9 protein-coding genes, 2 tRNA genes, 2 rRNA genes and 2 other annotated features are annotated in these 16,444 nt (G+C 40.9%); of the genes, 3 read left to right on the top strand and 10 right to left on the bottom strand.

Annotation, left to right across the window (positions count from 1 at the left end; translation table 11 throughout):
• Nucleotides 1-2,024: autotransporter outer membrane beta-barrel domain-containing protein (locus tag F938_RS20890; protein WP_005034929.1), on the bottom strand; the 2,024-nt coding region annotated here is incomplete at its 3' end.
• Between the two features lie 789 nt (nucleotides 2,025-2,813).
• Between F938_RS20890 and fmt the strand changes: the two genes are divergently transcribed.
• Together fmt and rsmB are read left to right on the top strand one after the other, a co-directional pair.
• Nucleotides 2,814-3,773, top strand: a complete 960-nt coding sequence (gene fmt, locus F938_RS20885) for a methionyl-tRNA formyltransferase (protein ID WP_005034927.1) — start codon at nucleotides 2,814-2,816, stop codon at nucleotides 3,771-3,773.
• Nucleotides 3,770-5,077: a 16S rRNA (cytosine(967)-C(5))-methyltransferase RsmB gene (gene rsmB / locus F938_RS20880; RefSeq protein ID WP_005034925.1), complete on the top strand. Its 1,308-nt coding sequence runs from the start codon at nucleotides 3,770-3,772 to the stop codon at nucleotides 5,075-5,077. Before fmt ends, rsmB begins: the two co-directional genes overlap by 4 nt.
• 57 nt (nucleotides 5,078-5,134) lie before the next feature.
• On the opposite strand, the gene F938_RS24015 is transcribed toward rsmB, so the two are convergent.
• The 4 genes from F938_RS24015 to F938_RS20865 form a co-directional block, all read right to left on the bottom strand.
• On the bottom strand, nucleotides 5,135-5,278 hold the full coding sequence (locus tag F938_RS24015) for a methionine/alanine import family NSS transporter small subunit (protein ID WP_004823942.1): 144 nt from the start codon (nucleotides 5,276-5,278) through the stop codon (nucleotides 5,135-5,137).
• 10 nt (nucleotides 5,279-5,288) lie between these two features.
• Nucleotides 5,289-6,767 carry a sodium-dependent transporter gene (locus tag F938_RS20875; protein WP_004823944.1) on the bottom strand — a complete coding sequence of 493 codons (1,479 nt, stop codon included), beginning with the start codon at nucleotides 6,765-6,767 and terminating at the stop codon, nucleotides 5,289-5,291.
• A 719-nt stretch (nucleotides 6,768-7,486) separates the two neighbouring features.
• Entirely contained in the window at nucleotides 7,487-8,077 is a 591-nt protein-coding gene (locus F938_RS20870; RefSeq protein ID WP_005034921.1) for a DUF1287 domain-containing protein, read from the bottom strand.
• A 57-nt stretch (nucleotides 8,078-8,134) separates the two neighbouring features.
• The gene (locus F938_RS20865) at nucleotides 8,135-9,583 is read right to left on the bottom strand and encodes an aldehyde dehydrogenase family protein (RefSeq protein ID WP_005034917.1); all 1,449 of its coding nucleotides are present in this window, start codon (nucleotides 9,581-9,583) and stop codon (nucleotides 8,135-8,137) included.
• Nucleotides 9,584-9,721: 138 nt separating this feature from the next.
• Between F938_RS20865 and F938_RS20860 the strand changes: the two genes are divergently transcribed.
• On the top strand, nucleotides 9,722-10,465 hold the full coding sequence (locus F938_RS20860; RefSeq protein ID WP_005034914.1) for a TIGR04219 family outer membrane beta-barrel protein: 744 nt from the start codon (nucleotides 9,722-9,724) through the stop codon (nucleotides 10,463-10,465).
• A gap of 173 nt (nucleotides 10,466-10,638) precedes the next feature.
• On the opposite strand, the gene F938_RS20855 is transcribed toward F938_RS20860, so the two are convergent.
• From F938_RS20855 to F938_RS20835, 5 genes are all read right to left on the bottom strand, one after another.
• Nucleotides 10,639-10,971, bottom strand: coding sequence for a hypothetical protein (locus F938_RS20855; RefSeq protein ID WP_005034910.1), 333 nt, complete (start codon nucleotides 10,969-10,971; stop codon nucleotides 10,639-10,641).
• A gap of 233 nt (nucleotides 10,972-11,204) precedes the next feature.
• A 5S ribosomal RNA gene (gene rrf / locus F938_RS20850) occupies nucleotides 11,205-11,319 on the bottom strand.
• Between the two features lie 170 nt (nucleotides 11,320-11,489).
• Nucleotides 11,490-14,380: ribosomal RNA gene (locus tag F938_RS20845) — 23S ribosomal RNA — on the bottom strand.
• A gap of 357 nt (nucleotides 14,381-14,737) precedes the next feature.
• Nucleotides 14,738-14,813, bottom strand: a tRNA-Ala gene (locus F938_RS20840).
• Between the two features lie 44 nt (nucleotides 14,814-14,857).
• Nucleotides 14,858-14,934: transfer RNA gene (locus F938_RS20835), tRNA-Ile, on the bottom strand.
• 72 nt (nucleotides 14,935-15,006) lie between these two features.
• Nucleotides 15,007-15,979, bottom strand: a sequence feature (most likely nonfunctional fraction of RNA operon).
• 10 nt (nucleotides 15,980-15,989) lie between these two features.
• Nucleotides 15,990-16,444 (bottom strand) — a sequence feature (16S ribosomal RNA rRNA prediction is too short).

Genomic DNA, 16,444 nt, shown 5'->3' with positions numbered 1-16,444 from the left:
TCTGTTCTTGATGCCGCTGCTTTTGAGTCTACATAAGTCTTGTTAGTCGCATCTGTACCTGCTGTTGGTGCATTGTTTATTGTGACTTTGTTTGCCGTAATACCAGCATTATTAATCACAGTCGCACCTGTAGTCACACTACCTGTTGTACCTAGGTTTAAGTTTGGATTTAATTTAACCTGCACACCATCAGTCGTCGCAACTGTACTAATGTTCGTGTCACCCGTAATCGAAACTGTATCGCCTAATTTCTTAGTCGCACTTGTCGCTGTCGTATCACCTTTAAAGGTTAAACCTGTACTATCTACAGCTGTCTTTGCATCGACACCTTTTTGAATATCTGTTTTTGTAGCAGTTGATAAATCCACCTTATAGTCAGTGACATTACTTGCATTTTTGGTGCCTGCAGTGACTGTAACTGCTGATGAGCCTGCTGAGGCTGTCGTACCATTAGCATTAACTGTGTAAACATCTTGACCATTTGCGCCTGTCGTTTTTGCGACACCTGATACATTGGTTCCAGCTGTGACTTCTGTTTTTGATGCTGCAGCTTTTGAGTCTACATAAGTCTTGTTGGTCGCATCTGTACCTGCTGTTGGTGCATTGTTTACAGTTACACTTGTAAACGTCGGTGTTGCGCTTGTAGCAACCGAATACGATATTGAACCATCAGCAGCTGTCGTCGGGGTAATGACAATATTTGATCCAGCGACTACACTTCGTTGAGTTGCTTTAATCGCATCATCAATCGTAGTTTTACCTGTTCCCCCAATATTCGTTGGAGCGGTATATGTATTGTTTGTAGCATTATAGGCAGCACCACTACCTGCACCTAAAACAGTAGCTAAACGACCATTTGTATCATCATAAGCTTTGTCTAGTTGAGCAACTGTCACAGCATCTGAAGCTGCTGAACCATCTGCAACGTTTTGAATACGGCGGTTACCAGCCGCTGTACCATTACCAACTGACACAGCTCCAACAGTAGGAGCAGCTTGTGATGTTAGAAATCCTGTACCAGTAATAGCTGATGTTGTTGAGTTTGAACCTAATGCTACACTATTATCAATAGAAGCAACTGCATTTGAACCTATTGCAGTACCAGCAACAGTTGAGCCTGTTACTTTAGAATTTACACCAATAGCTGTACCTTTTGTGGTTCCAGCAGCTGTAACGGATTGAGCACCAACAGCAACACCACTATCATTTACATCAAATGTGAGTGAATCGGCTGAAGCACCTGTCCCTAATGCAAAACTTTGCCCCCAACTTTGTGCACCTTTACCAATTGCAATAGAATTAATATCAGTTGTACCACCAGTAGCCGTAGCTCCATCACCTATTGCAATACTACCACTAGCCGATGTTTGAGCATTTCGACCAATAGCAATTGAACCCTCGGCAGCAGCCCCAGTTGATGAGGTTTGACCAATTGCGATAGAGGAAATGGCATTCGCTTTAGAACCAGCCATCAAAGCTAAAGCTCCACTACCTGAAGCTCCTGAATCTGTGCCTATTGCAATAGATGATGTATTAGATGCGGCAGCTCCTGCACCTAAAGCAATACTAGACTCTCCAGTTGCCTTACTATCAACTCCTGCAGCTAGTGCCCATTGGGCAGCTTCATTATTATGACCAACAGCTGTTCCTCCCTTACCTGTAACCTTGGAATGGCTACCGTAGACAGTTGCAGCGAGAACACCACCACCAGAAGCATTACATCCAGCTACTGTAGAATATGTACCAGAGCCATCTGTTATTGGAGCAGTTGTTCCATTTGTTTGGGCTTTATAAACAGTTGTATTTCCAGCTGATACGCAATCTGTATCATTTCTAGTCCCCTGAGGTTGCATATCTATGGTATTTGCAATCACATCAGGACTAAACGTTACCATCAAGCTAACTGTCGCAGCGCCAATAATTCCCGTTACTTTAGAAGATTTGGTTTTCCCTTTTGCCAATTCAGATACTGCAACCCATGCCAACAAAGTCGCATTCCAAATCACTTTGTAGATTTTATTCATATCGCTTTTCCTTAGGAGATGCATTTTTGGCAGTAGGTTCTGCTTTAAAAATGCATATAAAATGTACAATTTTTTTTATTTAACAATTTACATACAATGAAAGCAATCAAAAAAATGAGATATATTTCACTTTTTTTAACTTTTAAACCAATTGGTTTAATTTTTTTGAAATTAAGCTATATTATTTTACATTTTTAATATTTTACATTTAAAAAACATATAGTTATATTTATCTTCGACATTGTAAAGTTTTACTAAAATCACATTATCTTTAATTAATTATGTGACAAATTTTGTCACATTTGTTAAAAATAAATGTGACTTATTTCTCAAAATGATATTTTATTAAGTTTACATTCTTTGTGTTTACAATTTTTCTTAATAGCTTTTTATTTTTATCTTTCACTATTTTGTGTTTTTCTGAGTAATACTTATTAATTTTGTTTAGAAAAACTTTACAAAACACAAAAAAACAGATCATTATTTCAATATGTAAGAAACCATACTCTGAAAAATGATTCTAATTTTTATAAAACACAGTCTATTAAATGTGACTTAAATCACATTATTTTTTAATATCACCCATACTGCGATCAAAATCGCATCAGATTCATTAATCAAAAGAAACATACAGATCTATAGATAGGTCAAAATCATAAATAAATAGCTTTGTGTCAAAATAATATAATTAATTTTCACATTTGGAGAAAATCAAATTTTCATTTGAAAATCCCACCATAGAACCATGTTTGCTATAATTGACTTTAAAATTTAATCTGAGCACAACCTTTGAAGATCATTTTTGCAGGCACACCCGAATTTGCAGCTTCAGCATTAGCAGCACTGATTCAAACTGACCACGAAATCGTCGCTGTGTATACTCAACCGGACCGTAAGTCAGGTCGTGGACAAAAATTGACAGCTTCAGCAGTAAAACAACTTGCGTTAACGCATGATTTACCTGTTTATCAACCCCTGCATTTCAAGGCATCCACTGAAGAAGGTTTAGCGGCTCAACAGGAGCTTGCAGCTTTAGGTGCTGATGTGATGGTGGTTGCTGCTTATGGTTTAATCTTGCCCCAAAGTATTTTAGACACACCTAAATACGGTTGTTTAAATATTCATGGCTCATTATTACCTCGTTGGCGTGGTGCTGCGCCCATTCAGCGTGCAATTGCCACAGGTGATACTGAAACTGGGGTGACAATTATGAAAATGGCAGCTGGATTAGATACAGGGGATATGTTGTATAAAACCCTTTGCCCAATTACAACAATGGATACTTCCGCAAGCTTGTATGAAAAACTTGCAACTCAAGGTGCTCAAGCAATCTGCACAGTGCTTGAATCAGAGCAAAAATTACTACAATACTTAGAAGCACGTGAAGTTCAAGACGAACAATTCACCGTTTACGCCCACAAACTGACTAAGGCAGAAGCCCAGATTGATTGGCGCAAATCTGCTATTGAAATTGACCGCACTATCCGCGCATTTAACCCTTGGCCTGTTGCCTTTACTCCAATTGATGAAAGCAATAATCTAAGAATCTGGAATGCAACAATTTCTAATGTAATTGCAAACGGCGAAGACGTCGGAACGATTATTGAAATGGACAAGCAAGGCGTACATGTGGTCTGTGGTAAAGGCGTAGTTTGTCTCACCAGTTTACAGTGGCCTGGAGGCAAAGCCGTTAATCCCGTTCAAATCATCCAAGGTCATAAACTATCTGTAGGACATCAATTCGCATGAGTCAAATTCAATCCTCTGCAAAAAATTTGAATTTGCGTGCCCAAGTGATTAAAACCCTTGTTGCTGTTCAAAATGGTCAATCTTTAGCATCTGTGTTGAACCAACATATCAACACCGTTTCTGAACGTGATCGTGGTTTATACCATGAACTAACATTGGGCTGCTTACGTCAATGGTATTCCTTAAAAGCCGTTACGCTTCCGCTATTAACAAAACCATTGGACAATGAAGCGCTTGAAAGTTGCTTATATCTTGGGCTCTACCAACTCTTATGTACGCGTATTCCTGCACATGCAGCGATTTCAGAAACAGTCAATGCAGCTAAACAACTAGGATTTGAGCCAATGAGTGGCTTGGTTAATGCTATCCTTCGTCGTGTTTCACGTGAAACATCAGAATTTGAAACTGTATTGAACCAAACTCATGGCTTACCGAGTTGGCTTTTCAAACGACTAAAAAAAGATTGGACAAACCAAGTTGATGAAATCTGTCAAAACTTAAAACAAGTTGCACCACTGACTTTGCGTATCAATGAACGTCAGATTAGTCGTGATGAATATCTAGATATCTTAGAGGAAGAACAGATTGATGCTCGACTTTGTATGCTTTCTGATGTTGGTATTGTACTTGAGCAAACTGGAAATATTACCCATTTGCCGGGCTTTGAAGAAGGCGGATTTTCCGTTCAAGATGAACACGCTCAACTCTGTGCCACGTTATTACCAAATTTAGATGATAAAATTATTATCGATGCATGTGCAGCGCCTGGTGGAAAGACAGCACATATTTTAGAGCGCTTTAATCCACAAAAATTAATTGCGCTTGATCATGATGCTAAACGCCTCTTACGTGTTTCTGAAAATTTGGAACGTCTAGAATTAAATGCCTATGCTGACGTAGAAATCATCACAGCTGATGCTACAACATGGACTTATACGCAACCTGTAGATTGCATTATCCTAGATGCGCCTTGTTCTGCAATCGGTGTAATGCGTCGTCATCCAGATATTCGCTTACTCAGACAGTCTACAGATATTCAACAAGTGGTCGATTTGCAAAAGCAAATTTTGAATCATATGTGGCAACAACTTAAAGTCGGTGGAACCCTGCTTTATATCACCTGTTCAATTCTTAAAGCTGAAAATGAACAACAAATGGTGGAATTCTTTGCAGAACATACAGATGCCGAAGAAATAAAAATTGATGCTGATTGGGGAATTGAACAAATTCATGGTCGTCAATTACTTCCGCAAACTGATCATGGTGATGGTTTTTATTATTGTCGAATCAAAAAACTCGCTTAACAGACTAAAAAAGCAGGCAATATAGCCTGCTTTTTTGACTTTAGATGAATAGTTAAATCAAAGTGTATGTTGATCTTTAACTTCTTCAAGAACCTCGTCTAATTCTTCAGGATTTTTCATGAGGTGTAAGATCGAGAGAATTAATCCTCCCCATAAAAACACCATTGAAATAATCATCATAATAATAGCTGATGTATTCATTTTGCTGCTCCTATCGATCTTTCATTTTGCTGAGTACTAAAGCCACCACAGCACAGAAAATCACACTGCCCCAACCAAAGAACATCAACATACTTGCACTATATGTATCGTATCCATTTTTAATCAAACTAAAAATGGTCATACATAAAGTTACCAGCAAAATCAAAGAAGTGATGACGGTTAATGTGAAATCCCAACCTTTACCTAATTGAACAGTTGAAATACGGTTCACATGATCACGCAACTCGATCAATGCAGAACGTTTAAACCATGCCACTGCAATAATTGACAATAGTGCACCACCAATAATACCAATATTGTTGATAAAATGATCGACAATATCAACCAGTTTAATTGCATTCACACTTGAAAATAAGAAGATCGAAACAATCGCACTACCACCACCAATGATAGTCACGGCTTTTTTACGTCCCCACTTTAACTTGTCTTGCATTGCCGCAATGGGTACTTCAAGGATACTCACCATTGAAGAAATACCAGCCACAAATAAAGAAGAGAAGAACAATAAACCAAATAAATCAGCACCAGCTCCTAAACTCGAAATGATTTTAGGGAACGCAATGAATGCCAAACCGATACCACCACTCACGACTTGATCAACAGGCTTCCCTGCTGCAAATGCCATAAAACCAAGCGCAGCAAAAATACCAATACCTGCCAAGATTTCAGTTGAAGCATTGGCAAAACCAACAATCAGACCAGAACCAGTCAAGTTGGTTTTCGGTTTAAGATAAGATGCATAGGTCACCATGATCCCGAAACCAACTGAAAGAGAAAAGAAAGTATGACCAAATGCCGCGAGCCAAACTTTATAGTCCCACATCGCTGCCCAGTTTGGGGTAAAGAATGCATTCAAACCTTGCACTGCACCTGGTAAGCGTAATGCCTGAATCACAAGAATAGTGAATAGAATAAACAACAATGGCATGAAAATTTTGTTCGAGAATTCAACACCTTTCTTGACACCACCAAATAAAATGATCAGAGTAAGTGCCCAAATTCCAACGATAGGCCAAAATAAATGACCTACAAATTGGAAATCAAAACCAGTTGCTTTAGATGTTTGTAGATAGGTATTAAAGAAGAAATTTTCAGGATCATTTCCCCATAACTGACCAATAGAGAAGTACACATAGCTGCCTGCCCAAGTCAGCACACTGGCATAATATAAACCAATAATGATACAGACACAGACTTGCCACCAACCTAAAGTTTCACCCCCTTTGAATAAAGCACGATACGCTTTAGGTGGTGAGTTATTGCTTTTATGCCCTGTTGCATAATCCAAAAATAATAGAGGTAAACCAGCAGTAATTAATGCTATTAAATAAGGAATTAAAAATGCACCACCACCATTTTCATAAGCAACATAAGGAAAACGCCAAATGTTGCCTAAACCCACAGCCGATCCAACAGCTGCAATAATAAAACCCGATCGTGATGTCCAGTTTTCACGAGATTCTGTCATAAAACACCTAATTCTGTAGATGTCCTCCAATGCCGCTTTTTGTCATTGTCATCTGCGAGCAAAAGAAGTACCAATTTTAAAATTTTGTTGTTCGAATAAAACAGCACCTTTTGAGCACTTTGTTGTTATTCCAAACCAGTCATTGCGTTGATTGCTTGGTTAAAGCGCTTCAATAGAAAACGACTGTTTAATGGACTAACAATACCTGTTTTATATCGATTTATCTGTAAATTGTGACAATTTTCTTGGTTTTTTTATACCATTTATCTCTTATGGCTATTTTTTATCTCACCCTGTCGAAATAATGATCTGATTTACTGTTAATTTTAGCTTTCTAGACGTGTTAATTAAAAAGATAAGCAATATATACGGATCTCTATGCTTTTATTTTTGATTGATCGAGCATAAATGAACTTTTAATCATGAGCTGAGACGATCACCAATTGCTTATCAACACTTGGAAAGATACACCTCATATTCCCTAGGGAGAATATTTTTAACAACTTTTTATTTGAGTAAAAAAAACTATTTTGCATGCCCTACAACAAAAAGAAATAAGTTAAGGCATTACAAAAAAGAGTCTATTTAAACCATAAAAGCCGTCTGCTCTAACAAACTTAAAAGCATAGATTTTTTTCTAAAGCATCCTAAGAATTTCAAGATGAATCGCTTTGCTTGATTTAAAAGTTGTCCAAAATCTTTTTATGATCAATGGTCTATTAGGGACTTGAGTTTTTAGGTAAACGATAATGCCCTATAATTTTATAGCTCAATAAAATATCGTTTTCACGTGTTCCATAACCAATGTTATGAATCACCAAAGGGGTTTTGGATAAAAGTGTTGTCTTATCTGAAATAATGCCAATGTGGGTGAGTCCTTTGCCTAAATCCCAAGTGACAATATCACCCGCTTGATATTTCTGATCATTGACTTGATAACCTTGTCGTTGAAAATAAGTCATGATGTTGGGTACCCGTCGATGATCAATATTTTTATCAGTCGATTTTAAACCCCACTTTTGCGGATATTTTTTAAAATTTCGTTGCATATCCTCATGAATCAACTTTTGTAAATCAATGTTTTGATGACGTAAAGCACGAATCACCACATCAGTACATACACCTTTGACCAAAGGTACATCGCCCATTGGATACTTGAGTTGGGTATAGCTCGGATCATAATAAAGTGTTTTCCAGATTTGTGATCGCGCGTCATTGACTAGTTTTTCAGCCTGAAATGCCCAAATTTGCACACTAACTAAGGACAGGAAAACCAATGAAATCCACTGAGGTAAAGTTTTTATTATCATTTTTCACTCTATTCAAAAAATTAACAAAACAAGGAGCCGAGGCTCCTTTAATATGGCTTATTGTTTAATCACAAGCAAGCGCTCTTCTTGCATGTCACGAATAGCGAATTGAATACCTTCACGTCCCAGCCCTGAATCTTTGACACCTCCATAAGGCATATTATCCACTCTAAAAGTCGGTATATCATTGATAATTACCCCACCCACTTCTAAATGATCCCATGCATAGAGCATTTTATTGAGATTTTGTGTATAGATCCCTGCCTGTAGACCAAAACGACTTGTGTTAATCATCTCAATCCCTTTTTCAAAGTTTTTATACTTTTCTAAAATTGCCACTGGACCAAACGCTTCATTTTGATAAATCTCAAGTGACTCGTCTACATTTTCTAGCAACGTTGGCTCAAATAAAACACCTGATAAAGCACCACCCAATAAAATTTTAGTGCCTTTTTTCTCTGCTTTATCGAGCCATTTTTTTAATCGGAGTGCTTCAGATGCTTTAATCATTGGACCAACAATTGTGGTTTCTAAACTTGGATCTGCTGCACGTATCTTTTTCAGTTTCGCTACCAACTTCTTCTTAAACTCTGTATAAATATCGGCATGAACAAGAATTCGTTGCACACTGATACAGACTTGACCAGCATGACTATATGCACCACTTATCACTCGATCAAACAGTGCATCATTGAGCTCTGTATCTGGCTCAATCAACACAGCAGCATTACCCCCTAACTCTAAGGTAACTTTTTTACGTCCTGCTCGCGCTTTCATATCCCAACCAACTTGATCCGAGCCAGTAAAACTTAATAATTTAAAACGATCATCAGTCACCAACACATCCGCATGTTCACGCGGACAGGGTAAAACTGAAAATGCACCTTTAGGCAAATCTGTTTCCGCTAAAATTTCTGCGATTTTTAATGCAGAAATGGGTGTCAAACTGGCTGGTTTGAGTACAAATGGACAACCTGCTGCTATCGCAGGTGCTATTTTATGTGCAGTTAAATTCAGCGGAAAATTAAAAGGACTAATTAAGGAAATTGCGCCAATTGGTACATGCTGCACCATTCCTCGGTACGCAGATGCAGCAGCTGTCACTGCTAAAGGCATCAAATGACCATTACTCATCGTGGATACGGCATCTGCGGCAATTTGAAAAGTATTAATCAATCTCTCAACTTCTGCTGCGGCAGCAAGTTTTGGCTTTCCACCTTCCACAATCAAAAGCTGAGTTAATTCTTCACGCAATTCTTTAAAACGACCAACACAGTGTAAAAGTATTTTTTGCTTTTGAAAGGGTTTCAGTGCTGCCATTTCCTTTTCAGCGTTTACTGCTGCACTGATCGATTTTTCTAAGGTTTTTGCATCAGCTAAAGCGACTTTTGCATATAGCTGACCAGAAAACTTGTCATAGACCTCGAGCCATTTCCCTGTTTTTACTGCCTTATTTGCGACATAAAGTGGTAGTTCAAACACTGTATCGTCAATAGTCTCACTCATGTTATATCCTCGATTTCATCTTTTTTAATAATGCAAAATTTAATAAACCTCTATATCATGCCCACAGTTTATGTTGTATTGAATCCTATTTAAGTAACAAAAATATCAGATGAAAAATTATTTCATCAAGAAGGAAGTATGAAAGCTATTCAATTACTATTATTTATTGCAGTGCTAGGTTTAAGCTCATTTGCCCAAGCTGATTTTATTGGTTTAAAAGGAGATATTAGTTATTGGAGTATTGATGGTACATCTCAAATCAATCACAAAACATCCAGTCTATCTAACCAAACAGGTTCAGATAATTTATTATTAGATCCTTATATTGACTTAAACTCAAAATATGATTTAGATCAGAAAGGTACAGTTCAAGCTTCACTTGCTTTTGAACACCCTATTCCAATTATTCCAAATGTAAAATTAAAGTATACAAAGTTAAATACTGAAACTGACACTAAGACTGAATTAGCCAAAACTAAAATTGATTTAGACCATACCGATTTAATTCTTTACTATGAAATCCTAGACAACATTGTAAAAGCAGATATTGGCTTAGGTGCAACTAAGCTCAACGGCTCAGTCAAACAATTCTCAGAAAATGTCAACGTAGATGAATATGCACCTATTATTTATGCAGAAGCTGGCGCAAAATTACCCTTTACTGGTCTAAGTGCTAAAGCTGAAGCAACTTATACCAATATTAATGATGTAAAAATCACAGATGCCCAAGCGGAAGTTCAATATGATTTTATCAAATCTATTGTTTTAGATCTTGGCGCTAAAGTAGGCTATCGCTATCTGAATATTGATGCTGATAAAGATGATCTAAAGTACAAATTAGATTTTAAAGGTCCATATATTGGCTTAAATGCACACTTTTAATGATTAAAACCGTTATCTTGAATGTCGATGATCTCAGCATTTTCTTAGATACGCTGAGGATTTTTTTAGATATCTAGTATATTACCAATATATAACCCTCAGGCAAGGATATCTGAGGGTTTTTATTTTTCTAGTTAAAACAATTGAACGAAATCGAATTACCCGTTAAAAATCTACCACTTCATGAAAGTCATGCCTTCAATTTCATCAAGTTGAATGTACTCTGTCTGTTTCTGTACAATCTTAATCGCTTCTTCTAAGCTTAACCTTTTTGTATAAGAGCCTTTTTGATCAGGTATAGGTATATCTGCATCTAATGAATGATCAGAGTTCACAATAAACTGTAAGGTTCGATCATTTTTATCAACAATTCCTAAAAAATTTTCTGGTCGAATTAAAACCGATTGCATAAGTTCTATGATTTCATCTATAGATGCATATTGAGTTTGAGCGGGTAAAACTTCATCACCATCATAATCGGTGAAGAAAAATTGGAAAATGAGCATATTGATTATTTTCTCATCATTAGTGATTCTTTTTTAACACAATGTACAGCGTGCCTCAATGGCGTAAAATGTATGTATTACATCCATTTCAATAAATACGACCCTATAATAATTATGCCATATAGCTTTTTTCTTCCTTTTCCACTTTGTATTCTTTTATGGGACTTTTTCACTTTTCTTCACGCATAAAAAAACACCCTCAACAGTTAGTTGAGGGTGTTTTAAGAATTAAAAGCTGGCGATGACTTACTCTCACATGGGTAACCCCACACTACCATCAGCGCTAAGAGGTTTCACTTCTGAGTTCGGGAAGGGATCAGGTGGTTCACTCTTGCTATTGTCGCCAGCAAACTGTTATGGACTTTTTCGGGTCTTATGGGTATGCCTTACTTTGTTCCAAATGAGTTTAACAGAAGAACATTTGAGTTGGTTATTGTAACTAGCTTTACAACTAAATCAAGTTTCTTTGATCTTTTATGAATCAAATGATGCTTCACATACAACTGCTTGGGTGTTGTATAGTCAAGCCTCACGAGCAATTAGTATTGGTCAGCTTCATGCGTCACCGCACTTCCACATCCAACCTATCAACGTCGTAGTCTTCAACGGCTCTTTAGAGGACATAAAGTCCTAGGGAAATCTTATCTTGAGGTAGGCTTCCCGCTTAGATGCTTTCAGCGGTTATCCCTTCCGAACATAGCTACCCGGCGATGCGACTGGCGTCACAACCGGTACACCAGAGGTTCGTCCACTCTGGTCCTCTCGTACTAGGAGCAGATCCTCTCAAATTTCCAACGCCCACGGTAGATAGGGACCGAACTGTCTCACGACGTTCTAAACCCAGCTCGCGTACCTCTTTAAATGGCGAACAGCCATACCCTTGGGACCTGCTTCAGCCCCAGGATGAGATGAGCCGACATCGAGGTGCCAAACACCGCCGTCGATATGAACTCTTGGGCGGTATCAGCCTGTTATCCCCAGAGTACCTTTTATCCGTTGAGCGATGGCCCTTCCATACAGAACCACCGGATCACTAAGACCTACTTTCGTACCTGCTCGACTTGTGGGTCTCGCAGTTAAGCGCGCTTTTGCCTTTATACTCTACGCGTGATTTCCGACCACGCTGAGCGCACCTTCGTACTCCTCCGTTACTCTTTAGGAGGAGACCGCCCCAGTCAAACTACCCACCAGACATGGTCCTCGTCCCGGATAACGGGACAGAGTTAGAACCTCAATATTACCAGGGTGGTATTTCAAGGATGGCTCCATAGCAACTGGCGTCGCTACTTCTAAGCCTCCCACCTATCCTACACAAGTAAGATCAAAGTTCAATGTCAAGCTGCAGTAAAGGTTCACGGGGTCTTTCCGTCTAGCCGCGGGTACACCGCATCTTCACGGCGATTTCGATTTCACTGAGCCTCTGCTGGAGACAGCGCCCCCATCATTATGCCATTCGTGCAGGTCGGAACTTACCCGACAAGGAATTTCGCTACCTTAGGACCGTTATAGTTACGGCCGCCGTTTACTGGGGCTTCGATCAAGAGCTTCGCTTACGCTAACCCCATCAATTAACCTTCCAGCACCGGGCAGGCATCACACCCTATACGTCCACTTTCGTGTTTGCAGAGTGCTATGTTTTTAATAAACAGTTGCAGGGGCCTGGTTTCTGTGGCTGCCAATAGCTCAAGGAGCAAGTCCTATCACCGTCAGCAGCGTACCTTCTCCCGAAGTTACGGTACCATTTTGCCTAGTTCCTTCAGCAGAGTTCTCTCAAGCGCTTTGGTCTACTCGACCTGACCACCTGTGTCGGTTTCGGGTACGATTCCTGTGTAACTGAAGCTTAGAGACTTTTCCTGGAAGCATAGTATCAGCCACTTCACGAGTAAACTCGCTTGCTATCAGTTCTCAGCATAGAGCACCCCGGATTTGCCTAAGATGCATGCCTACAACCTTCCACCTGGACAACCAACGCCAGGCTGACTTAACTTTCTCCGTCCTCTCATCGCATTACACAGAAGTATTGGAATATTAACCAATTTCCCATCGACTACGCCTCTCGGCCTCGCCTTAGGGGTCGACTCACCCAGCCCCGATTAACGTTGGACTGGAACCCTTGGTCTTTCAGCGAACGGGTTTTTCACCCGTTTTGTCGTTACTCACGTCAGCATTCGCACTTCTGATACCTCCAGCATGCTTCTCAACACACCTTCATCGGCTTACAGAACGCTCCCCTACCACGTATACAATGTATACATCCGCAGCTTCGGCATATAGTTTTAGCCCCGTTACATCTTCCGCGCAGGCCGACTCGACTAGTGAGCTATTACGCTTTCTTTAAAGGGTGGCTGCTTCTAAGCCAACCTCCTAGCTGTCTATGCCTTCCCACATCGTTTCCCACTTAACTATAATTTTGGGGCCTTAGCTGGCGGTCTGGATTGTTTTCCTCTTGACTACGGACGTTAGCACCCGCAGTCTGTCTCCCGGATAGTACTCATAGGTATTCGGAGTTTGCATCGGTTTGGTAAGTCGGGATGACCCCCTAGCCGAAACAGTGCTCTACCCCCTATGGTATTCGTCCGAGGCGCTACCTAAATAGCTTTCGGGGAGAACCAGCTATCACCGAGTTTGATTAGCCTTTCACCCCTATCCACAAGTCATCCCCTGGCTTTTCAACGACAGTGGGTTCGGTCCTCCAGTTAGTGTTACCCAACCTTCAACCTGCTCATGGATAGATCACCCGGTTTCGGGTCTATACCCAGCAACTAAACGCCCTATTAAGACTCGATTTCTCTACGGCTCCCCTATGCGGTTAACCTTGCTACTGAATATAAGTCGCTGACCCATTATACAAAAGGTACGCAGTCACCGAACAAGTCGGCTCCCACTGCTTGTATGCATGCGGTTTCAGGATCTATTTCACTCCCCTCACAGGGGTTCTTTTCGCCTTTCCCTCACGGTACTGGTTCACTATCGGTCAGTCAGGAGTATTTAGCCTTGGAGGATGGTCCCCCCATATTCAGACAAGGTTTCACGTGCCTCGCCCTACTCGTCATCATTATATGTGCACTTTCGTGTACGGGACTATCACCCTCTACGGTAGCACTTCCCAGAGCTTTCCGCTAATACACATATAACTTAATGGGCTGATCCCCGTTCGCTCGCCGCTACTGAGGGAATCTCAATTGATTTCTTTTCCTAAGGGTACTGAGATGTTTCACTTCCCCTCGTTCGCCTCGCATGACTATGTATTCATCATGCGATACCTACCTTATGGTAAGTGGGTTTCCCCATTCAGAAATCTCCGGATCACAGGATATTTGCCGCCTCCCCGAAGCTTATCGCAGGCTATTACGTCTTTCATCGCCTCTGACTGCCAAGGCATCCACCACATGCACTTAATTACTTGACTATACAACCCCAAACAGTCGTTAATCCCTACAAGGAGGATCAACAATGTGGATTTAACCACTTCTATTTGTTGCTTGTGAACTTAATCACTGTACAGCTTCAATTTAATTCATATACCAAAACGCTTGATTCAGTTTTATCGCTAGTTCTCATTTCATTCCGCTTTAACAATTGCTTGTTAAGCTTCATAAAACGAGTTAAACAATTATTTCAACTCAAATATATTCTGTTAATGATTCTCTACCGCCTCGTCAGCAAGTAGTTCACTGTGATAAATCACAGAAGTTAATAAACTCTATAAACTTCAGTTCATTAATTTCTATAATCAATCTTTTTTAATCAGGTAACTGCGTAGTAGTGGTGGAGACTAGGAGAGTCGAACTCCTGACCTCCTGCGTGCAAAGCAGGCGCTCTACCAACTAAGCTAAGTCCCCAGCTTAAGATCTTAATATATCTGCTCTTCTGTGTTCAGTAGACTTGGTGGGTCTGACAAGACTTGAACTTGTGACCCCACGCTTATCAAGCGTGTGCTCTAACCAACTGAGCTACAGACCCTCAGATACATCAATGAAGAACAACTTGTTGTGGATTCTTACCAATCGTCAATCTTTCGTTAAGGAGGTGATCCAGCCGCAGGTTCCCCTACGGCTACCTTGTTACGACTTCACCCCAGTCATCGGCCACACCGTGGTAAGCGTCCTCCTTACGGTTAGACTACCTACTTCTGGTGCAACAAACTCCCATGGTGTGACGGGCGGTGTGTACAAGGCCCGGGAACGTATTCACCGCGGCATTCTGATCCGCGATTACTAGCGATTCCGACTTCATGGAGTCGAGTTGCAGACTCCAATCCGGACTACGATCGGCTTTTTGAGATTAGCATCCTATCGCTAGGTAGCAACCCTTTGTACCGACCATTGTAGCACGTGTGTAGCCCTGGTCGTAAGGGCCATGATGACTTGACGTCGTCCCCGCCTTCCTCCAGTTTGTCACTGGCAGTATCCTTAAAGTTCCCATCCGAAATGCTGGCAAGTAAGGAAAAGGGTTGCGCTCGTTGCGGGACTTAACCCAACATCTCACGACACGAGCTGACGACAGCCATGCAGCACCTGTATGTAAGTTCCCGAAGGCACCAATCCATCTCTGGAAAGTTCTTACTATGTCAAGACCAGGTAAGGTTCTTCGCGTTGCATCGAATTAAACCACATGCTCCACCGCTTGTGCGGGCCCCCGTCAATTCATTTGAGTTTTAGTCTTGCGACCGTACTCCCCAGGCGGTCTACTTATCGCGTTAGCTGCGCCACTAAAGTCTCAAAGACCCCAACGGCTAGTAGACATCGTTTACGGCATGGACTACCAGGGTATCTAATCCTGTTTGCTCCCCATGCTTTCGTACCTCAGCGTCAGTATTAGGCCAGATGGCTGCCTTCGCCATCGGTATTCCTCCAGATCTCTACGCATTTCACCGCTACACCTGGAATTCTACCATCCTCTCCCATACTCTAGCTTCCCAGTATCGAATGCAATTCCCAAGTTAAGCTCGGGGATTTCACATCCGACTTAAAAAGCCGCCTACGCACGCTTTACGCCCAGTAAATCCGATTAACGCTCGCACCCTCTGTATTACCGCGGCTGCTGGCACAGAGTTAGCCGGTGCTTATTCTGCGAGTAACGTCCACTCATCTTGGGTATTAACCAAAAGAGCCTCCTCCTCGCTTAAAGTGCTTTACAACCATAAGGCCTTCTTCACACACGCGGCATGGCTGGATCAGGGTTCCCCCCATTGTCCAATATTCCCCACTGCTGCCTCCCGTAGGAGTCTGGGCCGTGTCTCAGTCCCAGTGTGGCGGATCATCCTCTCAGACCCGCTACAGATCGTCGCCTTGGTAGGCCTTTACCCCACCAACTAGCTAATCCGACTTAGGCTCATCTATTAACGCAAGGTCACAAGTGATCCCCTGCTTTCCCCCGTAGGGCGTATGCGGTATTAGCATCCCTTTCGAGATGTTGTCCCCCATTAATAGGCAGATTCCTAAGTATTACTCACCCGTCCGCCGCTAGGTCA

Origin of the sequence: Acinetobacter bereziniae LMG 1003 = CIP 70.12, assembly GCF_000368925.1 — a bacterium.
Lineage (GTDB): Bacteria > Pseudomonadota > Gammaproteobacteria > Pseudomonadales > Moraxellaceae > Acinetobacter > Acinetobacter bereziniae.
Note: the sequence above shows the minus strand (reverse complement) of the source record. Positions and strands in the feature narration are given on the sequence as shown.

Coding starts and splice junctions, on each gene's coding strand:
- rsmB (WP_005034925.1), top strand. CDS start 3,770: ATGAGTCAAATTCAATCCTCTGCAAAAAATTTGAATTTGCGTGCCCAA.
- F938_RS24015 (WP_004823942.1), bottom strand. CDS start 5,278: ATGAATACATCAGCTATTATTATGATGATTATTTCAATGGTGTTTTTA.
- F938_RS20875 (WP_004823944.1), bottom strand. CDS start 6,767: ATGACAGAATCTCGTGAAAACTGGACATCACGATCGGGTTTTATTATT.
- F938_RS20870 (WP_005034921.1), bottom strand. CDS start 8,077: ATGATAATAAAAACTTTACCTCAGTGGATTTCATTGGTTTTCCTGTCC.
- F938_RS20865 (WP_005034917.1), bottom strand. CDS start 9,583: ATGAGTGAGACTATTGACGATACAGTGTTTGAACTACCACTTTATGTC.
- F938_RS20860 (WP_005034914.1), top strand. CDS start 9,722: ATGAAAGCTATTCAATTACTATTATTTATTGCAGTGCTAGGTTTAAGC.
- F938_RS20855 (WP_005034910.1), bottom strand. CDS start 10,971: ATGCTCATTTTCCAATTTTTCTTCACCGATTATGATGGTGATGAAGTT.